Below are 21814 nucleotides of genomic sequence, written 5' to 3' on the forward strand. Positions count from 1 at the left end.
AAAACCTGCTATACTGAGTCTGAACATCCAGAAAGTTCCCGTGGAGGTGAACGATGACATTTCCGGTCTACATTTCAATCGGCTCGTGGAGCATCCATCCGCATGTGCTCTTTGAATCGTTGGCGTACTTTATCGGCTTTCGCGTCTACCTCTGGACGCGAAGCAAAGACCGCATCCCGTTTAAGGTCTCAACCCTGCTCTTGCTCGGCATGATCCTCGGGGCCGCACTTGGCTCCAAAGCCCTGTACTGGTTCCAAGACCCGAAGCTGACGTGGGCGCACATCACCGACCTGCCGTATCTCATGCAAGGCAAGACGATCGTCGGCGGCTTTCTCGGCGGTCTGATCGGCGTGGAAATCGTCAAAAAGTGCGTCGGCTGGACGTCGCGCACCGGCGATGATTATACGATCCCGATGATCGTCGGCCTCGCCATCGGGCGGATCGGTTGTTTTTTGACGGGGCTCGCCGACGAGACGTGCGGCAACCCGACGACGTGGATCACGGGCATCGACTTTGGCGACGGCATCCCGCGCCATCCGACGCAGCTCTATGAGATCGCGTTCCTCGCGCTGCTTGCGGGCGTGTTGATTTTTTTGAAAAAACGAGCTTCGCTGCCAAACGGCGGAATCTTCCAACTCTTCATGTTCTGCTATCTGCTCTTCCGCCTCGGCGTCGAGTTCATCAAGCCGGTGCCGCACATCTATTGGATTTTCAGCAACATCCAAATCGCCTGCATCCTCGGGCTGATCCACTACATCAACCTCCTGCGCCAATGGCCGCGGGAAGCTTTCAAGAAGGAGACCCTCCATGCCTAAAAACCGCCCCTACATCTTCTATGAACTCACCAACTCGATTTGCTCGACCTGCTTGACCAAAGTCGAAGCGAAAGTGATCATCCAAGACAACCACGTCTACCTGCACAAGCACTGCTTCACGCACGGCCCGGAGAAAGTCTTGATTTCCACCGACGCCGACTACTACAAACTCTGCCGCGAATATTTGAAACCGTCGGAGATGCCGCAAGTGTGGAACACGCCGATGAAGTACGGTTGCCCGTATGACTGCGGCCTCTGTCCGGACCATGAGCAGCACTCGTGCCTGACGCTGGTGGAAATCATCGAGAAGTGCAACCTCGCCTGCCCGATCTGCTACGCCGAATCGTCGCCGCAGCAAGAGAAAATTCGCTCGCTCGAAGAAGTCGAAGCGATGCTCGACGCCGTCGTCCGCAACGAAGGCGAGCCGGACATCGTGCAGATCTCCGGCGGCGAACCGACGATCCACCCGCAGTTCTTTGAAATTCTGGATCTCGCGAAGTCGAAGCCGATCAAGCATCTCATGGTCAACACCAACGGCCTCCGCATCGCCCAAGACCGCGAATTTGTGGAACGCCTCGCGACGTACATGCCGGGCTTTGAACTCTACTTGCAGTTCGACTCGTTTGAAGGAGACGCCCTGCGCGAACTGCGCGGCGCCGATCTGCGCGAGATTCGCCGCAAAGCGATCGAGCATCTGAACGAATTCAACATCTCCACCACGCTCGTCGTCACGCTGAAGAAAGGCCTCAACGACCACGAAGTCGGCGACATCATCCAATACGGCTTGAAGCAGCGTTGCGTGCGCGGCGTGACGTTCCAACCGATTCAAGCGGCCGGCCGCTTGGAGGAGTTCGACCCGGCGACCGACCGTCTGACGCTCTCCGAAGTCCGCCAGATGATCATCGACCAATCGGGCGTGTTCACCGCCGACGACATGATTCCCGTGCCCTGCCACCCGGATTCCCTCGCGATGGGCTATGCGCTGAAGCTCGGCGGCGAAGTGCTCCCGCTGACCGGCCTGATCGACCCTTCCGTGCTGTTGCAGGGCGGGCGCAACACGATCGTGTTCGAGCAAGACGAAACGCTGAAATCCCGCATCTTCGAGCTGTTCTCCACCAACCATTCGCCGGAATCGCAGACCTTGTCGCTGAAAAACTTGCTCTGCTGCCTGCCGATGATCGCGGTGCCGGACGGGTTGAACTACAACAACGTGTTCCGCGTGCTGATCATGCAGTTCCTCGACCCGCACAACTTCGACGTGCGCTCCGTCAAAAAATCCTGTGTGCACATCGCACATCCGGACGGCCGCATCATCCCGTTTGACACGTACAACATCTTCTACCGCGGCGACAAAGAAGCGAAATTGGAGGAACTGCGCAAAAAGTACAGCCCGATGTACGAACACGAACTGGAGGTGCTGTAGTGGCAGAAGAACAAAATGACTTTAAGACCGGTCTGTGGTGGGGCATGGGTGCCGGGTTGGTCATCAACGGGATCGCCGCCCTGATCATTTGGTTGACCGGCGGAGGGCCGATTCTCATCGCCATCGGCCTCTTGCAAATCGTCTACATCACGCCGCTGTCGTTGTTCGCCTTGCTCATCCGCAGGTACGGGCAAGGCATCTCCGTCGGCATGTGGATCATGGCGGGCATCATCTTCCTGTTGAACATGATCGGCTGCGGCATCATGGTCAGCGGGTTGTCCCATCTCTAAGTCAAAAAAACACCCCGGCTCACGCGCCAGGGTGTTTTTTCGTGCTGTCCGATTTGCTTTCGCGAAACGTAAACCATTTATGTCCGAGATACGACGTCAACGTGTACAGCACCGATCCGACCAGCACGGCGACGTTCTCAATCCACGCGGTGTTGTCGGTGAACAGCGCCAGCACCCAGCGCGTGATCTGCAAGCCGAGGGAGTAAGAAACCGCGTACGAAGCGAGCAGCACCAAGATGAACTTCCACCAGCTCGTGCCGACGCTCGCGCTGTTTCGAAACGTAAAGCTGCGGTTGAGGAAGTACGACGTCACGCCCCCGGTGCAGTTCCCGGCAAACGTCGAGATCCAATAGGAGATCCCGAACAAGTTCAACAGCAGATACGTCGTGGACAAGCCGACGATCGTGTTGATCACCCCGATCAACAAAAAACGGGTCAAACTGTGGTTCCACACTTTCAGGACGAGAGTGCCCACGGGAACTTCCTCCTCTTAGCGCGTGCCGACTTCTTCGCGCTCGTGCGTTTCGCCGCCCACGTACTTGGCGTCGCCGAGCGGGTCGAGATCGATGTCGAGGATGTACTTCGGGCGGCGCTTCGTTTCTTTGTAGATCTTGCCGACATACTCGCCGATCAAGCCGAGGCACATGATCTGCACGCCGCCGATCAGCCACAGGGACACCATCAGCGACGACCAGCCCGTCACGGTGCTGCCCGCGATCTTGGCGATCAGCGCCCAGATCCCGGCGAGGATCGAGAGCACGAACATGATAAACCCGAGCATCGTCACAAAGCGAATCGGCGTCACCGACAGCGACGTGATGCCGTCAAACGCGAAGGCGAGCATTTTCTTGAGCGGGTACTTCGATTCGCCCGCGAACCGCTCCGCCCGGGCGTAGTAAACGTTGGTCGAGCGGAATCCGATCATCGGCACGATCCCGCGCAAGAACAGGTTCGACTCTTCAAAGCGGCCCAAGTTCTGCAGCGCCCGCTTGCTCATCAACCGAAAATCGGCGTGGTTGAACACGATGTTCGCGCCCAGCCCGCGCATCAGCTTGTAAAAGCCCTCCGCCGTGAACCGCTTAAAAAACGTATCGGTCGTGCGGCTCTCGCGCACGCCGTAGACGACTTCATAGCCTTCATGGAACTTCTCGACCATCGCCCGAATCGCCGCCAGATCGTCTTGCAAGTCGGCGTCGATCGAAACGGCGATGTCGGCGTTTCGCTTCGCTTTCATCAGACCGGAAAGCAGCGCGTTTTGATGGCCGGCGTTGCGCGCCAGCTTCAAGCCGGTGATGAAGCGGGACTCGCGGTTGAACTGCTCGATCAACTCCCACGTCCGATCGCGGCTGCCGTCGTCGACGTAGAGGATCACGCTGGACTCGTGAATCAACTCGTCCGCGATCAGCTCCTCCAACACGTCGATCAGCCGTTTCGTCGTCTCCGGCAACACTTCTTCTTCGTTGTAACAGGGCACCACGATGCTCAGAACGGGCAACTCGGGCAAATGATTACTTTCCAACACGGAAGATCCTCCTCACAATCCAAATCCCAGCTGTCACCAGCATGACACTTCCCAACAGATCAAACAGATACAGATGCTTCGCCAAGTCCGCTTCTCCGTCGCCGAGGATCGGCAGCACAAACTGTGCCGTCGCCATCAGCTCCAGGGCGAGGAAAAACTCCGCGAGCAGTTTCCCGCGCACATGCACCGCCCGACGCCATTCCCACATCGCCCCGGCGGCAAACGCAACCGAGAAGAGCAGCAGGAACCAAATCGACTTCGGCAAGATGTTGTACGCGAAGTAGGTGTACGACGTCCAATTCGTGCTCTGTTGCAATTTCGTATGCACGCCGTCGTTTTCATAATTGCCCAGGTAATAATGCAAGTTGAACGAACTGGCCGCACATACTTTCAGTTTGTCAAAAAAGCGGTCGAGATGCTTGGCATAGAACAGCAACACTTTGCCCCGCGAGATGTGGTCATAATACCCCGCTTTGAATTCCGGTGTTGTGATGTCAATCTGATGCGGGACGAAATAATCGGTGTTCGCCAGCACGACATACTCTTCCGGCAAGCCCAGTTCTCGCAAGTCGGCGACCGGGTCGGGCGAGTCTTTCAACACGCCGTAGAACACCGTCTGGTAGATGTTGATCTTCTCAAACGAGTTGTAAAACGACAAGCCCGCCGTGAACACGAACACGCAGGCGGCGGCGATCAGCACGGCTTTTTTCCAGGCGCGCTCCCCGTGGAGGCGCAAGAGGCGCAGCATCCACAACACGATCAAAAACCCAAGCAACGCGTTTTGCACTTTCGCCGTCACGAACAGGACACCGGCGACGGCTGCTGTGATCAACGCCCACTTTTGCGGTTGCTCCGACTCGGCGGTCAGATGCAGAGCACAGCCGACCAGCGCAAGCAACATGAGAAACGTCGTCGCTTCGGAGAACATAGAGTTGAAGTACAGCGAAATCCCTTTGTCGGTCGACACCCACACGAGCAGAACGGCTGTCAGCCACGCCAATCCCGTGTTGCGGCGACGGACGCCGGAGATCACCAGCCACGCGCCCGCAAGCAGAGTCAAGATGTGCAACGCGCCGAGAAAGCGGATGTCGAACTGGGTGTAGCTGTGGAACGCTTTGTTGATCCACACCGCGACTTTCAAAAACAAGATCGTCGACGACACATACCCGCCGAGATGGGTGGCGCCGATCTCATAGACCCGGTTGAAAAACCCGAAATACTGCGCGTCACCCGTGACGCCGTTCGGGACTTTCAACCCGCCCCAGACCATGATTCGCTCAAAATCTCCGTTGTTGGCAAGCCCCGCCACGGGGGCGATCAGCAGTTGTCCGATCAGGACGGCTGCGAGGAAGAGCAGCGCCGCCCACTCCGGAAACGTCAGTTTTTTAAACACCGCGTCATCACCTAATACTTTCATTGAGTTGCTTTCAGGACCTCCATCTAGAGTAGACGAAGTTTCTCGTTCTAGCAATTCCCAAATTGTGAACGAGTTGTGAGATAATATGAAGAAAAAAGGAGTTCTCCCCCGCTTATGAAGCAAACGACACTCTTGCTTTCCTCTCTCGCGCTGACTGTCGGCATTGTTGCAACCGGTTGCACGAATCAATCGACGCCGAAAAACGCCCCGCTGCTCCACAAACCGCCGCACGGCGTCTACTATGAAGTGTTCGTTCGCTCGTTTGCCGATTCCAACGGCGACGGCGTCGGCGACCTCAAAGGTCTGACGCAGAAGCTCGACTATCTGCAAGACCTCGGCGTCGAAGGGCTTTGGTTGATGCCGATCAACGCCTCGCCGAGCTACCACGGATATGATACCACCGATTACAAAGCCGTCAACCCCACGTACGGAACAGCGGACGATATGAAACAGTTGGTACAGGAAGCGCATAAACGCAACATGTCCGTACTTCTCGATTTCGTCGCCAACCATACGTCCAACCGGCACCCGTGGTTTCAATCCGCCGAATCTTCGCCGACCTCGCCGTACCGGGATTATTACATCTGGGCGACTCCGACGACGAACACCAAGGAGCGCGGCGACACCGGGCAAGAACTTTGGCACGGCGACCCCGGCAACCAGTATTACGCCTACTTCTATGACGGCATGCCCGATCTGAACTACGACAACCCGAAAGTCCGGCAAGAAATCATCCAAGCCGGACAGTATTGGTTGAAAGACATCGGCGTCGACGGATTCCGTCTCGATGCCGCCAAGCACATCTACTCCGATCCTGATCCGGCCCGCAACGTCGCGTGGTGGCAAGAGTTTCGCAAAGGGATGGAAGAAGTCAAGCCGGACGTCTTCCTCGTCGGCGAAATCTGGGATTCGCCGACCGTCGTCGCGCCGTATCTGAAAGGATTGAACTCGGCGTTTGACTTCGACCTCTCCAAGATGTTGATCGCCGCCGCCCAGAGTGAAAGCGACTCCAACTTGGTCTCGCAGTTGATCGCGACGCGCCAACTCTATGCGGAGACGGCGGGCAAGGACTACATCGACTCGACGTTCTTGACCAATCATGACATGGACCGCACGATGAGCCAGTTGGACGGCAACGTTGACCATGCCAAGATGGCGGCTTCGCTGCTCTTGACGCTGCCCGGCGACCCGTTCCTCTACTACGGCGAAGAGCTCGGCATGGAAGGCAAGAAACCGGACGAAGCGATCCGCGAACCGATTCTGTGGAAAAAAGACCCGAAAGCTCCCGAGCAGACAAACTGGGAATATGCCAACTACAACACAGACAACGCCGCCAAGTCGGTCGAAGCGGAGCAAGCGTCTGCCACGTCGTTGTACGCCCATTACAGAGCGCTGATTCAGGCCCGCCGTCAAAGCGACGTCCTGATTCGCGGAGAGCTCGCCGAAGTGCCGTCGATCCACGCAGAAGGGCTCGTGGCGTTCAAGCGCACCCTCGACGACCAATCGCTGCTCGTCGTGCACAACTTGAGCGGCAAAGCGCAAGACGTCGCGCTGGACGGCGACCTCAAATCGTATCAAAACACCTACTTTGCCAGCACTCCCGAAGCCAAAGTCAAAAGCAACGCTCTGACGATGCCGCCGTACTCCAGCATCATCTTGCAACGCTCATAACGACAGAGCCCCCGAACTCCATCCGGAGCCGGGGGCTTTCTCATTATGCTTTTACGAGCTTTTCTACGCTTTCAATGAGACTGTTGGATTCGATGCCGAGATGCGCGTACGCTTTCTTTTTCGTCTCTGCGTATGTTTTCTCACAGAAGTGCTTTTCCAGTTTGTCCATGCCCGTTTGTTGTCCCAGACGGGTCATCTGCATGACTGTCGTTACGCGCCCTTGAATGACGGCGATCTGATCGCCGGCTTCCGCGCTCAGGTTGGCGATAAACCACTTCTGCAACTCGCCCCACTTCTCCGCAACCGCCTGAGAAAACGCAGTAGCGCCCTCTTGCGACATTGCGAAGTTGTCTACGATGATCTTCAAACTTCCATTGGCATTCTTCGCGCGAGAGATAGTCGCTTGAATCGCTTGGATGGAATCCACGACCTCTTCCAATTCCAACCGACCCAAAATCGCCCACGCCACAACGTTGCCGTCTGCTTCAATCTTAAAGTTTTTCGACATGTCGAACATCCTCCCGACAGAATCTATTAAATTTCATCTTCTTATTTATTAATTTATCATATTTCGTTCGACAAAAAAAGAGCCTGGATGTCGAGTTCCAGGCCCTTTCCCAAATTTTTATTGGAGCCAGCCAGCCTTCATCTCGTAAATCGCTTCCATCGCGACTTCGACGAAATGGAGCGCCTGCCGCGCCTCTTCCTCTGTCAACTCGGAGATATACGGCATGATGTTGCCGTGCTCTTGGTCGACTTCCGCATGCAGGAACCAGTAGTTCAACTTCGGGAACCCCAGGTTCTGGAAGTGTCGGTACGTTTCCATATAGTAATCTTGCGCTGTTCCCTCACCGGCGCCATTGATCACCAACAACGATTGATTTTTCGACAGCGTGGTCGCCGCCCGGTAGATCAGCGAAATGTAATTTTCCGTCTCCACGCTCGGGAATTGCTCCGCCGGGTCCTTCATCCCCATCTGCAACATCCAACGGCGCAACATCTCCGCGTGACCGCGTTCTTCTTCCATGTGCGACTTGAAAATCGATTCCGGCGCGTCGTGGAAGCGCTCGTAGCGCATCGTGATCGCGTCCAGAAACTGTCCGGAAAGATGATAGAGATCAACACACATGGCTTCAAAATCAGCGGGGTCTTTTTTGTCAGGAAGCAGCTTGAAGTATGGATTTTCCGTCAAGAGTCGATTGCGTCCAGATTCGATGGCTTGTTCCAACAGATCTTTCATTTCAAAATCGCTCCTTCGCTTCTTAATTTTGATACTTCAAGTCAATCTCCCTACCCCTACTTGTATCATAAATTTACCTTTTCATAGAGTCAATGAATTAAATTGTAAAATTTTGTCGTTTCTCGACGGAAAAATGATCCATTTTAATTGTGGAATTTAAATAAAAACCGTGTCATCCGCCGTGCCGCCTGTACAAAAGTCCACATAGAATTGAGTATCCGCGTTACGAAAGGAGGAATCCAGATGGCTCATCATCCGTTGTACAAAAAGTGCTGCAAGATGGTGAACAAGCAAGTCACCTTGCACCACCATGACGGCCGGCGCATCCATGCGACCGTCCGCCACGTCACTCCGGAGGGAGTGTATGTCACGCCGCACGGCTATGCGGGGATGATTTCCGCTGCCAATCCCTCCCTCACGCTCCAAACGGCCGACCGTGGATTTGACGGCGCAGAAGCGACTTCGGTGTTTTTCGGCGCTCTGTGGGTCCCCTTTGCGGCTCTGGCCGGCTTGACGGTAGGTTTTGCCGCCGGCGCGTTGGCTGCACGTCCGTACTATTGGTAACACCCTGCACGCAGAAAAAAAAAAACAAGCGGGAGATTTCCCGCTTGTTTTTTGCGTTCATGAACAGTCAGGGGCGGTCAACGACGCTCGATTCGCTGGTTGACGGTTGATCGACGATCCCTTTGCGTTTCTTGTACCACTTGATCACGCGCGAGATCATCGGCCAGCACAACTGAGGAACACTGAAATAGACGCAGAGGACGGCGGCAACGATGTGCCAAAACCAATCCCACGGCGTTGCAGCGGACAACCACTGCAATTGTTTCTCCCACATAAGCCGATCGCTCCTTACACGACTTTGGTCCGCGCAGGGCCTACCTCTATTTTATGCGAAGGTTTGGTTTCGTTAAATAGCCAAAAACAGCCATCCTGTGACACTTCTGTTGCGTTCTCTGCTTACGAGATGCGCGCGCCCTCCAGTTTGCGGTAAATCCACGACATCACTTGCATCGCATGCGCCCATTGCTTGGCTTGTTTCATCTGCTTGAACCCGTCGGCCGCCCGCTGGTAGTGCCCAAGCGCCGCTTGGTACGCTTCCCGCTTGCAGGCGATCTCTCCGAGCAGCGCGCAGACGGCGCTCTCGTACTGGGGCTCATCCGGCAGCCGCTCGAACGCCAGCCGGCAGACGGCGTCCGCTTGCTTGGGATCGACCGCCAGCAGCATCTTCGCCAGTTCCACATACCCGATGCCCGCTTCAAACGCATAACCTTCGTCGTCCAACCGCGTCAGGTACTCGCGCAGGACTTTGCAAACTTCCTCCATGTTGCCGGGGATGCCAAGCAGTACGCCGTAGTGAGTGGGAATGTCCGTATCCTCCAGCAGCGGGTCTTCGCGCAGCAGAGACGCCGCCCGTTCGGTGTACGCTTTGGCTTCCCACTCAAACGACATCTCTCGAAACAGTCGCGCAATCAGCAGCAACAACCACACGGCCGAGCGGCGGTTCACGGTGCCTTCGCAGCAGGAGACCGCCAAGCGGAAGCATTGCATCGCGTCTTTCATGTTCTGCATCCGCTTCTGGCAAAGGCCTTGCAACACGTACAGATGCGTCGTCAGCGCTCCGTTTTGGTTCGGCAGACGCTCGGAGAGCGCAAGCGCCCGGTCAAAGTGACGGAGCGCATAGGGAAACCTCCCTTGAGCGAACTCCAGATGGCCGAGGCCCTTGTACGCGAGGATCAAAGCCGCTTGGTCTTGGGCGGCGCTCGCCGCTTCCAGTGCGTAATGGTACCAATGGAACGATTCCGGGTGATTGCCTTCGTGCAAGTAGCACTCCGCCGTCTCACACATCAATTCGCCCTCCGACACACCAAAAAAGGGTTGCATCAGCAACTCTTCCAATAGGTCCAAAGCCCCCGCAAAATCCAGTTTTTGTTTTCGCTCCATAGCCGTTTGGTAGCGGCCGAGAGCTTGCGCGCGACGTTCGTTCTCTATTGTAACTGGATCCAGCGCCCCCTCCAGCCGGTCCGCAATTGCGCTCAGGACGCCTGACGCCGCACGCCCCTCCGTCGACTCGATCTGTGCAAAACCTTTGCCGACCCGCACCTTACGAATCTTCTCGCCTAGAGTCATACACGCTGCCCCTCTCTTGAAATACTTGGTATATGCCAAATTGTAGCGAATTCCATTCCAATAAAAAATCTGTAGTTTTGATAGTAGTTTGCGTAGGTTCTACTACCAAGCAAAACACAACAAAAAACCGCCCGTTTCGACACGGGCGGTTTTTATGAACGAAATAATATTAAAGCTTTACGGCAACTTTCAATTCGAACGGAAACTCTTCATGAGCTACCAGTTTCGCAGTCGAAACAAAACCGGTCACCATCATCGAGAGAACCACCAGCAGGATTACTTTCTTCATTCGTATGACTCCCTTCCGTCTCTTCTAAGAAGTTTATTCACTCGCGTAAGCACTTCGTACGCCTCCTGGAATTTGCCCATTTGGGAGTATGCTTCCGCGGAGATTTGCAACGATTCAGCGCTTTGCGAGTACATCTTCATCTTACCATATAATTCGCTAGATTTTAACGACTGTATAATAGCATTTTCAAAATTTTTCTTCGACATTTCATTAAGCGCTTTACACCTGTGAAGATAAGCAATTCGATGAGAGTCCTGATTTTTCACTTTAGTAGAAATTCGTTCAGCTTCAATTAGATTTATTTCACCCAACTCGACATCTCCGCTCTTCAAACTGACCATAAACGCCCGCCCGTACATATACACGGACATTTCCGGGTCTTTGAGCTCTGAATCGAACTTAAATGCGATCTCTTGCAGCTCGTTGACCGCGCTTTGGTAGTCGACTTGCGACTCGTAATAGTAGAGGAAATACTGACGCGCGATGTAGGCGTTTTTGATATCATTCAAAGAATTGTACAAACTCAGAGCTTCCATCAAAATTTCTTTGTTTTTCGTTGCGATCGCCAGGGAGAGCATCGAACGAGCCAAGTTGACGAGGTCGGTCTTGTCCGCGAAATACTCGCGGGCAATGTCAAGATATTGCCGAGCGTCGTCTTCAAACCCTAATTGGCCGCAAAGCATCCCTAAATGAAGCGTCACAAGCGCCGCTGTTCGTGTCATATTTTCCAAGCGCAAAGAAATATGATACCCGTGCTCATATGACGAGAACGCTTTTTCAAAATCGCGCAAGTAATAATACGCTTTGCCCAATTTGTAATACGCGTCGCAAAGCATTTCGTCAGAAATCGTTTGCTGCTTCTCTTGCGTCTGCACAAACTCTGTCGCAATTCGCGCGGCGACTTGCGGTTCCCCTGTGCAAGTCAAACATTCCACCCGGCACAGAAACAGCACATGGCGCTGGTGCTCCAATAGCTCTTGCACTTCAAGCTCCGCGATCAACTCCAACGCGTACTTGTAGTCCCCCTTGGTAACGGAGACGCGCAGTAAATCGAGTTGAAACGAGACATCGCCGCTCTTCTCTTGCTCGCCCAAGATTTCCCGCAACGGAACGCTCAAGCGCTCCGCCAACTTCTCTAATGTCCCGACAGACGGCAGCGCACGGTCACACTCGATCTGGCTGACTGTCGAATACGAACAAATGCCCTCCGACAGCTGTTGCTGCGAAAGGCCTTTTTCCTTGCGATATTTCTTAAAACGTTGTCCGATTGTCATCTCTTGATCCAGGATCATCGTGCCACCGCCTATATCGTTCATAGATTCCAACAATTATAATAACAGCGCCGTGAAAATTAGTACAGTAAATTTAACACAAAACAAGGTTTATTGACAATTCCCCCTCTAACAAAAAAACACCTGTTCCGCAAAGGCAGAACAGGTGTCTTTATTGAGTGGATTTCGACTGGTTTGACGACTCCGACTGGGTTGTGCTTTCCATCTTGGTAAAGAAGAAAAAAAACACCGCCAAGAAAGCCGCGATATAAAACCGCGTTCCGGTCGGCAATTGGATCGCAGGCAAATTGAACAGAGGCAAGTCTCACGCCTCCTCCGATTAGTTTTTCTGACCCGGCACATTCGGCACAATCCTTCGACTGCCGAACACCGGCCCTCCTATCAGCAAACTCAAACGTCCCGTCTGAATGAAGAGCCCGATCACTTGGATTTGTTCGAGGATCAACAACAACGCAAGGAACACATCCGTCGCATCAATTCCAAATGCGATGCCGGGACTTTGGACGACAGGCACGGCTCGCGGTCCGCCAAGAATCGGTCCTGTCACAGAGAGGCGAAATTCCGATCCGATGGAGAAGATGATGGAGCGGACTGTGAGCTGCCCGGTTAAGAGCAAGACGGCCGTTGTGATGTCAATGCTTTGCTGAAGGGTTGAGAGGAGCGATTTCCACGCCTTCCACACCTTTCTCCCCCCTCTTCTCTATTTGAAAAAAAGCAGACAGGATCGGGACCTGTCTGCTTTCATTCCCTCACGTTCGGATTAGCACCACGGGACCAACAAGAAGAACAGGACGAAGATGATCAGGAAGACAACCGCCCATTGCGTATAGCTGCCGAATACACCGTACATGCCAATCACGCCTTTCCTGAGAGATAGTACATCTTATGGAAAAGCACGCCCCGCTGCCTCAGGCACCTGTCCCGTGTGCAGGGCCCGTTTTTTGAAAGATTCTCAGGAACGAATTTCTTCATTAAGTATAGGTCGATTCTGAACACGGGGCGTGAAGTACACCCCGACCAAGATCATCAAGTCGCCCAGCAGTTGAGCGAGCGTGATCGGCGTGCCCAAGAGCAGCGAGATCAGCGCCGCTACCATCAACAGGTCGCCCCGGTTGTAGTCGGCAGCAAGCAACACATTCCAGTCGCCCTTGGACAGCAAGACGAGCACGCCGATCAACGACACCACCAACCCTGTCGTCTGCTTTCCATGTAAGCGCTCCCGCAAAAAAATCATCGCAAACAACACCAGCACCGCCGGGTTGAGCGCTTGCACGAACGCAGCCGACGTGGCGGAGGTAAATTGCAAAGCTTCATATAAAGTAAATTTGTACAGAAGCGATCCGGTCAGCCCCATGCAAAGCAAAAGCGGCCAACGGCGCAACACAACTCTCCAGTGCGGACGTTCCACAAAGTGCGCCATCGGCACCAACAGCACGAATGCGCGCAGCCGTCATCCACAGCGGAGTCAATTCCGTGACGACAAATTTGCCGAACACGTAATTGCCTGCCCAAAACAAATTGCACAACACCAGCAAAATCCACGCACGATATTTGTCCAAATATTTCGCCTTCCTAGATATTCATTGTAACACCTATTAACTCCAGGAAGGTAAAAAATCAGATTACGGTGACCAAGCGTACTCGTCGCTGTTGCTCGACGAAGAATCCGATCCGGAGCGCGCACGCAGAACCTCTCGCTGGTGGTTATTGAAGCGTAACAGACGTCACGCTTTCCACGGCGGAGAGCTCCAGCACGACTTTCTCCCAATCCAGATTCGGCGGGGCGGTCAGCTCCATTTCGGTGATAGCTGTCCCGTCTTCCTCATGGATGGAGACGTCGATGATGTTGACGCGGTGTTTGCCGAGGATCGTGGCGATGTCCGCCAAGAGCGCCGGACGGTCGATCGACGTGTAGAGGAGCCGTTTTTGCCGCGGGCGGTGCAGGCGGTTTTGCAACGGATCCAGCCAGATCATGCAGACCACGACGATCAACACCGTCACGATCGCAACGAAATACTGCCCGCCGCCGACGGCAAATCCGATGATCAGCGCCAACAGCAGCATGCCTGCCGTGGAGTACCCGCTGATTGCAAAGCGGTCGCTGCGCAAGAAGATCCCCGCCGCCAAGAACCCGCCGATGCCGCCTCCCACCTGCGCCGCCAAGCGCGCCGGGTCGACGCTGACTCGCGGATCGTTTTGAAAGTCGTCAAACATGTGCGTGGACAGCCACATCAAGAGACAGCCGGAGACCGTGACGAGAATGTGCGTCTTGAGCCCGGCCGATTTGTTTTTGCGCTCGCGTTCCAATCCGAGCAGCGCGCCCAACACCACGCTGATCACCAAGCGCAGCAGAAACACCAGATGCGAAGAATCGATCATCATGCCTTCCTCCGTTCTATTTAGGAACTTCACCCTTATTTTATCATCTTGCCGACAAGATAGCCTTGTGGTATAAAAGTGAGATAACTACAGTTGAGAAAAGTGGAGAGAGAAGGGGCAGAAGAGCATGAGCAGAGAACAACGACAAGACGAAGTCTTGGCGCGCAGTCTGAAAGCGCGCCATATCATGATGATCGCGCTGGGCGGCGCGATCGGAGCCGGGATGTTCAAGGGCAGTTCGTCCTCGATTGCGATGGCCGGACCCAGTGTCATCCTGTCATACGTAGTAGGCGGTATCATTCTGTTGTTTGTGATGCAGGGCTTGGCACAGTTGGCTTTGCAAAATTCCAAAGCCGCGACGTTCCGCGAATTGATGGAGCCGATACTCGGCCGCTTCACCAGTTACTTTGCCGGGTGGAACTACTGGCTTGCGTGGGTGCTGGTCATGTCGGCGGAAGTCGCGACGGCCGGCATGTTTTTGAACCATTGGTTTCCAAGCGTCCCGCTGTGGCTGTTGTCGTTGATCGTGTCGCTTGGCATCACCCTGTTGAACTTGTTTCAAGTCAACGTGTTCGGCGAAACGGAGTTTTGGCTGACGGGCGTGAAGATTCTCACGCTGGTGCTGTTCATCATCATCGGCGGCGTGTTGCTGTTCACCGGAGTCGGCGATCATCCGGCGACCGGCTTCTCGCATCTGACCGACAGCGGCGGGTTCTTCCCGAACGGGCTGTCGGGGCTCGCGCAATCGATGCTGGTCGTGATGTTCTCGTTTGGCGGGACGGAGATGATCGGCATGACGCTTGGCGAGACGGAAGACGCAGAGAAAGTCGTGCCGCGCGCCGCTCGCGGCGTGATCGTCCGCATCTTGGTGTTTTACGTGCTGCCGATTCTCGTGATCACGTCGCTGGTGCCGTGGAACCAACTCGATGACAACTCTCCGTTCGTGACGGTGTTCACGGCGATCGGCATTCCGTACGCGGGCGACTTGATGAACTTCGTCATGTTGACCGCCGTGCTGTCCGCCGCCAACACCGGCATGTACGCCGCGTCCCGCATGCTGTACACGCAAGCGGGTGCCGGACAGGCGCCGCGCTTTTTTGCCAAGTTGTCCGCCCGCAAAGTGCCGGTGCGGGCGATGCTGATGTCGACGTCGTTTTTGTACATCGGCGTGATCATTGCGTTCTTTGCCAAGGGGAACACGTTTGATCTCTTGATGGTCATCCCCGGCTTCGCGATCATGATCGTCTGGATGCTGCTCTTGGTCACGCATATCAAGAGCGCCCGCAACGCCGGGACGTCCGCGACGGGTTCGCTGCTTGCCTTGATCGCGTTGATCGTGATCTTCGTCGGCGTGTTGCTCACGTCGCCGCTCAGCGGAACGCTGGTTCTCGCGGCGGCGCTGGTGCTGATCGCCCTGTCTTACAAGCTGATTCCCAGATTAGCATCGAACAACAACAAATAGCAGGAGAGAAAAGCCCCTTCCGGCCGCATTTGGAAGGGGCTTCTCGTTTCAAAATCTGGTAAAATGAGGTCATACTTCTGGAGTGATGGAGGATGACATGAGTAAATTTTTTCTTTTTTACATCTTGCTTACCCTGACGCGAAGTCCGATCGTGGCGATTCTGGTGCTGCTGGTGATCGTCTACCTCGCCGACCGGCGTTTCGTCGGGCTGCTTCCGAGCTTGGTGGAGCCGTTCCGCCGCTCGCGGCGCATCTCGCAGTTGCGAAACGACTTGCGGATCAACCCGAACGACACGCAGGCGAAAGTCGAACTCGCCCGCCTGCTGCTGGACAAGAAACGCTACGAGGAAGCGCACACCCTGCTCGAAGAAGCCCGTCTGGTCATGCGCGATTCGGCCGATGTGCTGTGCGAGTCCGGGTATGCGCTGTTGAAAACCGGCAACTTGGCAGCGGGAGAAGCCCGCATTCGCGAAGGCCTCGCGCTCAACCCGCGCGCCAAGTACGGCGAGCCGTATCTGAAGCTGGCGGAAGCGCTCTCCGCTGTCGACCAAGGCAAAGCGGTGCAAGCGCTGCAACACTTCCAAGAAATTCACTCCTCCTCCTGTGAAGCGTATTACAGGCTGGGGCTGCTGTACCAACAACTCGGCAAGGCCGAAGAAGCGAAGCGGGCGTTCCGCGAATCGGTGGACATCTACCGCAGCCTTCCCAAATACAAGAAACGCTCGGAACGCAAATGGGCGCTGCGCAGTTGGTTCAAAAAGTGAGGGGCCCGCATGACGATCCACTTTCGCCTGCGCGACTTGCCGCCGGAGCGCGTCGTGTTCACGCCCTCTCCCGCCCAAGAAGCGCTCCAAAGCCTGCACATCCTCCATTTGCCGAAACGCTTCCCCTTGCACACGTCGTGGGTGTTGCGCACGCGCAAGCAGTTGAGCGCCGAACTCAAAGCCGAACTGCACTACTTTGAGCCGATGTGGGGCGATAACGCCATCCCGCTGATCTGGGACATGCGGGTGGCCGACATGCCCGCCGACTTTGCCGGGCAACTGAACTGGCTGCGCGAGCAGCCGTTGCCGTGGTACGCAGACGAGATGCTGGGCGGGTATTCCTTGAAAAGCACCGATCTGGTCGAGCGGCCGGAGTTGCTTCAACAGGCGTTTTTTTCCGATTTAAAAAACGACCCCGTCCGGCACCGGGAGCGGTTTCTCGCGATGTTTGCGCGGTATTGGCAAGAGGCGTTTGCAGACACCTGGCAAGACATGCAGACGTTGATCCGCCAAGACATCGAACGCCGCCTGCGGGTGATGACGCGCAAGTCGGTGCTGCACGGGCTGGTCAACCTCTCCCGCTACCTGCTCGTCAACTTCAAAACCCGCACCGCCACGGTGACGTACAACACGCTGGATACCGAAGTGCAGTTTCCGCCGGAGAAGCGCTTGTACCTCATGCCGTCCTACTTCACGTGGCCGTTTTTGCTGCTCGGCGTCAGCGGCGAACATCCGCTGATCGCCTACCCGTTGATGCAGCAGCAAGAGGAAGGAAGCGCCCCGGTTCCGCCCGACCGTTTGCTGGAGCTGTTAAAAGCGGCGGGCGACGCCACGCGCCTGCAAATTTTGCAACTGGCGGCGCAAGAGCCGCGCTCCACCCGCCAACTGGCCGGCCTCCTCTCGATTTCGGAAGCCACCGCTTCCAAACATCTCAAACAGCTGCAAGAGGCCGGGCTCGTCACACCGAAACGCCAAAGCCACTATGTGTTCTACCACTTTGATCGAAACGGCCTCTCCGACTTGTTGCTCGGTCTCACTGAAATTTTCCCCGATTGATTTGCCAATGATCGAAAAAGTTGCCGCCCCGCGCTTCCTTCTCGTAAGCTTTTGCCAGAAGGAGGCGTTTTGGGCATGATCCAAGAAACTCAAAAAACCAAACGATCCAAATTCGGTGTGCTGACCAACCCGCAGTACCGTCGGCTGTTTTTCGCAAATTTTACGTCGCAACTGGGCTCGGAGATCGGCACGATCTCTTTCATGTTCTTCCTCTTGCACCACTTCGGCAACCAGCCGGGCTATGCGACGCTCACAGACTTGATGATCTCGCTGCCGACGCTCACCGTATTCTACATCGTCGGCGTGCTCGCCGACCGGATGGACAGGCAGAAGATCGCGTCCAACGCCAATCTGATCTGCGCCGGGCTGACGGCGGTGTTGCTCGCCGCCGTCCACGTCGGCTGGCTGCCGCTGATCTTCGCCGTGCTGTTCTTGCGCAGCGCCGTCCAGAAGTTTTTCAACCCCGCGCAAGCCGCCCTCACCCAAGGCATTCTCGGCCCGGACGAGCGTGTGGCGGCGGCGGGCGTCAACCAGATGATGGTGAGCGTCCTGCTGGTGTTTGGCAACTCGGTCGGTGCTGGCGTCTACTGGGCGATCGGCGTCGAAGGAGCCCTGCTGATCGATGCCGTGTCGTTTTTGATCTCGTCGTGGTTGATTCGCTCGTGCACGGTTTCCGAAGCAGTCCGCTTGCCCAACGGCAAGACCTCTTGGCGCCGCTTGAACGTGCGCACCGTCTGGCAAGACCTGAAAGTCGGTTCGCTCTACATCTGGAACTTCCCGCTGCTCGTGCGCTTGATGGGCGGGCTGTTGATCCTCGGGCTCACCATCGGCGGCATGGGCGTGATGCCGATCTTCAAACTGAAGTATGTGCTCGCACCGGACAACTACGAGACCTACGCCGCGATGATGGGCGCGATGTCGGGAAGCGGCGTGTTGATCGCAAGTCCGATCGTCTCCAAACTCGCCAAGACGATGAAGCTGTGGAATTTGCTTTCGTGGGGCTTTCTGCTCGGCGGCTGCTGCTTCGTCGGCTCGGCGTTCGCACCGAGCGTGCCCGTGTTCTTCCTGTTCCATTTCGCGTTCGGCTTGACGATGCCGATGGTGAACATCTCGTTTTTCGGGTGGATTTCCCAACTCGTCGACCCCAAGATGATGGGCCGCGTCCAAGGTTGGATCTCGCCGGTGATGATGGTGTCGCAAGGGATCTCCCTGCTCTTGATCACCGTAACGTTTCCGGACTGGCTCAGCGTCACCGGCGCGTATGCGACGATGGGCGCGCTGTTGATCGCGATCTCCCTCTACCAATGCCTCTCGCTTCCGACGTTGGCAAGAAAAATTCCAATCACGCAATGAAAGATAAGACCCTGTCTGCGCGACGGGGTCTTTTTTTGTAACTTTCAGGAAACTCCTGTGTCTATTTCTGATAAAAGGGGGTTCTTGTTTGAGGTTTCTGAAAGCACTTCTCATCTGTCTGTCCATCTTCGCCGGGATCTTTCTTGTCGCCAACGTGGACAAAGGCATTCAACGCGAGGCGCTCGACCAAGTCCAAGTGGAGCTCTCGCACCAAGCCGCGCTCGACGGCTTGAAGCTGGATGCCGTGTTGCAGTCGGTGCCGGGCACCTCGACGGCCGGGCCGAATCTCGTCAACGTCCCGTTTGGGCGCGTGCAAGACTTCATCACGTTGCTGAAAGCCAATCCCTACATCGTGCAAGCACGACCCGTACTAGTTTCGCCGCCGAAGTTTACGTTCCGGGCGTACGTCTACGGGCTGAACCAACAAGTGTCGCAATACCTTGGCGGCGATCTCGGGACGCTGACGTACAAATCCACCCCCACCCGCGCGTATCCGATTTCCGAACTGTTGCCCGACATGATCTCCCGCTCGCTGTCATACTTGATTCCGGGGTTTCTGCTCTCTGTCGTGCTCGGGTACGGACTGGCGGTTCTCTCCGCGTGGAAGCCTCGGTTCGGACTCGTGATGGACCGGGGGCATGCCCTGCTGTTGGCGCTCCCCGACTTTCTCGTCGTCGTGCTGTTTCAATTCGGAGCAATTCTGCTGGCCAAACTCGCGGGGCATAACGTCGTGCTCATCATGCAGTTTGCCGGCAAAACGCCGCTGTTGATTCCGCTGCTCACCGTCTCGATCATGCCGGCACTCTTGCTCTACGGGACGCTGCGCATCGCCGTCGATCGCGAGTGGCAAGCGGCGTACATCAAAACCGCGTACTCCAAAGGGCTGACGTCGACAGCGACGCTTTTGCGCCACATCTTGCGCAACACGACCGCCGATGTGCTCGCCGTGTTGCCTCGCGCAGTAACCGTCTGCATCACGGCGCTCGTCATGTCGGAAGTCATGTGCGGCATTTTCGGGCTCGGCGGCTATGCGCTGACTCCCAAGATGCTGTTGGTCACGTCGCTTCCGACGACCTGCGGAATCCTCGCCGCGTTCGCTCTGCTCGCCCACGGGATTCTCCACCTCCTGCAACGGATGCTGATCGTTTCGACCAAGGAGGGCGCGTAAATGAAACCGACACCCGATACGTACTCCCCGTGGCGATACCGCCTCGCGTGGGGACTCCTGCTGTTACTGGTCTTCCTCGTTTTCTTCGGCCATCATCTCATGCCCTACGGCATCGACCCGGCCGACCGGGTGAACCTCATGAAAGGCATCGACCCCGCGACAGGCAAAGTCAAAATGCTCGCCCCGCCGTTCGGCCCCTCTTGGCAGCATTGGCTTGGCACCGATCACCGCGGATACGATCTTCTGTCTCTGTTGCTCAACGGCGCGAAATACACGCTGGGCTTTGCGTTTTTCGCCACGGCGGTGCGGTTTTTGCTGGCGCTGCCCGGCGGGCTGTTCTCCGGCGCGACCGGGCGCGGGCGCGGCGTGATTTCGTTTTTGAATGTGGTGTTGTCCGCGGTGCCGCCGCTGGTGTTTATCTTCCCGACGCTGTTTGGTTCGGCGGCGTTTCTCTCGCCGGATCAGACGGTGGTGCTGTTGTTTGCGATGATCGTCTGCATCGGCGTGCCGCAAATCGCCAACCAGTTTGCCAATCGCTCGCAGTTTTACGCGGAACGGCTGTACATCGACGCCGCCCGCACGATGGGCGCTTCCACGAGGGGCATCGTGTGGCGGCACATCTTGCCGCACATGCGGCCGGAGTTGTTGTTTGCGTTTCTGTCCGACTTTATCGGCGTGCTGTTCTTGATCGGGCAGCTCTCGATTCTGTCGGTGTTTCTCGGCGGAGGCGAGACGTTTATGGTCGACGACGGGCCGCCGCCGGTGATCCTCTACTTGACGAAAAACGGCGAGTGGGGCAGTTTGGTCGCGTACGGGGCGAAGTACATTCGCAGCTATTGGTGGCTCGTCGCGGGTGCCGGGGTGTTTTTTGCCGGGGCGGTGTTGATCTTGCAATTTTTCTCGAAGGAATTGCAGAGGTACTTGTCTTCGCCCGCGGCCCGTCACCAAGCCAAACCGATTCTGCAAAACCGACCCTTGCAAGCGGCGGTCGGCGGGTTTTCCGCGCTGTGTCTCGCCGCTGTGCTCCTGCTCCCCGACCACGCGCCGCAGCAAAAAAATAAAGATTCCGCAGAAGCTGCCGGCAGCCCGCCTCCGCGCACGGCGGCGATGCCCGCGTTCTCCAGCAGCGCGGCCGCGTTGCCGTCTGAAGACGAGATCATGCGGAGCGAGTTTCAAGCGGATGCCACAAACTTTTTCCAAGGGCTGAAAACGGACTGGACGCTAGCGGCGATGGAGTTGACGTCCCCGCCGTACAACCCGTCCCGCAAGTACGAAACTCCCAAACAGCCGATCCCGCCGTTTGATCAGTGGATCGCGGCGATGAAAGAGCGCAACTTGAGCTACAGCAACATCGGCAAGATCTCCGACGGCCCCGTGATCAAAACCGACTGGGGCGCGCCGATCGAGACGAAGCAGGTGGAAGTGTACATGCACGGCCCGGACAACCGCGAGGAAATCTGGACGCTGTACATGAACGGCAAGCCCCGCGAGCCCAACAAGATCGTCTCGGGAAAGCCGCTTCCTTGATGAAATGGACGAGACGT

General features: G+C 56.1%; 23 protein-coding genes. 11 read left to right on the forward strand and 12 right to left on the reverse strand.

The window, feature by feature from the left end; all coding sequences use genetic code 11:
* Positions 1-53 precede the first annotated feature (53 nt).
* From EL26_RS15260 to EL26_RS15270, 3 genes are read left to right on the forward strand one after another with little or no spacing between them, the layout of a single operon-like run.
* Positions 54-815 (forward strand): prolipoprotein diacylglyceryl transferase, encoded by a 762-nt coding sequence (locus EL26_RS15260; RefSeq protein WP_038090719.1) that lies wholly within the window; start codon positions 54-56, stop codon positions 813-815.
* Entirely contained in the window at positions 808-2238 is a 1431-nt protein-coding gene (locus EL26_RS15265; protein WP_038090721.1) for a radical SAM protein, read from the forward strand. The genes EL26_RS15260 and EL26_RS15265 overlap by 8 nt, the downstream gene beginning before the upstream one ends.
* A complete protein-coding gene (locus EL26_RS15270; protein ID WP_038090723.1) occupies positions 2238-2528 on the forward strand; it encodes a hypothetical protein in 291 nt (96 codons plus the stop codon). Before EL26_RS15265 ends, EL26_RS15270 begins: the two co-directional genes overlap by 1 nt.
* Before the next feature lie 19 nt (positions 2529-2547).
* Here the strand turns inward: EL26_RS15270 and EL26_RS15275 are convergent, their stop codons facing one another.
* Genes EL26_RS15275 through wsfD form a run of 3 tightly spaced genes read right to left on the reverse strand, consistent with a single transcriptional unit; the run spans position 2548 to position 5443 of the window.
* Positions 2548-3003, reverse strand: coding sequence for a GtrA family protein (locus tag EL26_RS15275; protein ID WP_238546127.1), 456 nt, complete (start codon positions 3001-3003; stop codon positions 2548-2550).
* A gap of 15 nt (positions 3004-3018) precedes the next feature.
* Positions 3019-4047: a glycosyltransferase family 2 protein gene (locus EL26_RS15280; RefSeq protein WP_238546128.1), complete on the reverse strand. Its 1029-nt coding sequence runs from the start codon at positions 4045-4047 to the stop codon at positions 3019-3021.
* Entirely contained in the window at positions 4037-5443 is a 1407-nt protein-coding gene (wsfD, locus tag EL26_RS15285) for a glycan biosynthesis hexose transferase WsfD (RefSeq protein ID WP_152559283.1), read from the reverse strand. Before wsfD ends, EL26_RS15280 begins: the two co-directional genes overlap by 11 nt.
* 138 nt (positions 5444-5581) lie before the next feature.
* Here wsfD and EL26_RS15290 point away from each other — a divergent pair, with 138 nt between their 5' ends.
* Complete coding sequence (locus EL26_RS15290) at positions 5582-7138, forward strand: alpha-amylase family glycosyl hydrolase (RefSeq protein WP_038090727.1); 1557 nt, start codon at positions 5582-5584, stop codon at positions 7136-7138.
* Positions 7139-7181: 43 nt separating this feature from the next.
* On the opposite strand, the gene EL26_RS15295 is transcribed toward EL26_RS15290, so the two are convergent.
* Positions 7182-7646, reverse strand: a complete 465-nt coding sequence (locus tag EL26_RS15295) for a hypothetical protein (RefSeq protein ID WP_038090728.1) — start codon at positions 7644-7646, stop codon at positions 7182-7184.
* A 117-nt stretch (positions 7647-7763) separates the two neighbouring features.
* On the reverse strand, positions 7764-8378 hold the full coding sequence (locus EL26_RS15300; RefSeq protein WP_052036445.1) for an iron-containing redox enzyme family protein: 615 nt from the start codon (positions 8376-8378) through the stop codon (positions 7764-7766).
* Between the two features lie 243 nt (positions 8379-8621).
* Here EL26_RS15300 and EL26_RS15305 point away from each other — a divergent pair, with 243 nt between their 5' ends.
* A complete protein-coding gene (locus EL26_RS15305) occupies positions 8622-8942 on the forward strand; it encodes a hypothetical protein (RefSeq protein WP_038090729.1) in 321 nt (106 codons plus the stop codon).
* A 67-nt stretch (positions 8943-9009) separates the two neighbouring features.
* Here EL26_RS15305 and EL26_RS15310 read toward each other — a convergent pair whose 3' ends face one another.
* The 7 genes from EL26_RS15310 to EL26_RS23925 form a co-directional block, all read right to left on the reverse strand.
* A complete protein-coding gene (locus tag EL26_RS15310) occupies positions 9010-9216 on the reverse strand; it encodes a hypothetical protein (RefSeq protein ID WP_038090730.1) in 207 nt (68 codons plus the stop codon).
* 122 nt (positions 9217-9338) lie between these two features.
* Positions 9339-10508: a tetratricopeptide repeat protein gene (locus tag EL26_RS15315; protein WP_081857240.1), complete on the reverse strand. Its 1170-nt coding sequence runs from the start codon at positions 10506-10508 to the stop codon at positions 9339-9341.
* Positions 10509-10793: 285 nt separating this feature from the next.
* On the reverse strand, positions 10794-12125 hold the full coding sequence (locus tag EL26_RS23920) for a helix-turn-helix domain-containing protein (RefSeq protein ID WP_152559284.1): 1332 nt from the start codon (positions 12123-12125) through the stop codon (positions 10794-10796).
* 115 nt (positions 12126-12240) lie between these two features.
* Positions 12241-12390, reverse strand: coding sequence for a hypothetical protein (locus EL26_RS25830; protein ID WP_162835165.1), 150 nt, complete (start codon positions 12388-12390; stop codon positions 12241-12243).
* An 18-nt stretch (positions 12391-12408) separates the two neighbouring features.
* Entirely contained in the window at positions 12409-12771 is a 363-nt protein-coding gene (locus EL26_RS15325; RefSeq protein ID WP_038090814.1) for a hypothetical protein, read from the reverse strand.
* Positions 12772-13041: 270 nt separating this feature from the next.
* Positions 13042-13524, reverse strand: coding sequence for a DMT family transporter (locus EL26_RS15330; RefSeq protein ID WP_052036447.1), 483 nt, complete (start codon positions 13522-13524; stop codon positions 13042-13044).
* Between the two features lie 269 nt (positions 13525-13793).
* On the reverse strand, positions 13794-14468 hold the full coding sequence (locus EL26_RS23925) for an MgtC/SapB family protein (protein WP_052036448.1): 675 nt from the start codon (positions 14466-14468) through the stop codon (positions 13794-13796).
* A 127-nt stretch (positions 14469-14595) separates the two neighbouring features.
* Between EL26_RS23925 and EL26_RS15340 the strand changes: the two genes are divergently transcribed.
* From EL26_RS15340 to EL26_RS15365, 6 genes are all read left to right on the forward strand, one after another.
* Complete coding sequence (locus EL26_RS15340; RefSeq protein ID WP_038090734.1) at positions 14596-15930, forward strand: amino acid permease; 1335 nt, start codon at positions 14596-14598, stop codon at positions 15928-15930.
* Between the two features lie 97 nt (positions 15931-16027).
* Positions 16028-16693: a tetratricopeptide repeat protein gene (locus tag EL26_RS15345; protein ID WP_038090736.1), complete on the forward strand. Its 666-nt coding sequence runs from the start codon at positions 16028-16030 to the stop codon at positions 16691-16693.
* Between the two features lie 9 nt (positions 16694-16702).
* The gene (locus EL26_RS15350) at positions 16703-17749 is read left to right on the forward strand and encodes an ArsR/SmtB family transcription factor (protein WP_038090740.1); all 1047 of its coding nucleotides are present in this window, start codon (positions 16703-16705) and stop codon (positions 17747-17749) included.
* Between the two features lie 75 nt (positions 17750-17824).
* Complete coding sequence (locus tag EL26_RS15355) at positions 17825-19102, forward strand: MFS transporter (RefSeq protein ID WP_038090743.1); 1278 nt, start codon at positions 17825-17827, stop codon at positions 19100-19102.
* 88 nt (positions 19103-19190) lie between these two features.
* Positions 19191-20270 (forward strand): ABC transporter permease family protein, encoded by a 1080-nt coding sequence (locus tag EL26_RS15360; RefSeq protein ID WP_038090746.1) that lies wholly within the window; start codon positions 19191-19193, stop codon positions 20268-20270.
* Positions 20271-21797, forward strand: a complete 1527-nt coding sequence (locus EL26_RS15365) for an ABC transporter permease (RefSeq protein WP_038090748.1) — start codon at positions 20271-20273, stop codon at positions 21795-21797.
* Positions 21798-21814 lie beyond the last annotated feature (17 nt).

The organism is Tumebacillus flagellatus, from assembly GCF_000714935.1.
GTDB lineage: Bacteria > Bacillota > Bacilli > Tumebacillales > Tumebacillaceae > Tumebacillus > Tumebacillus flagellatus.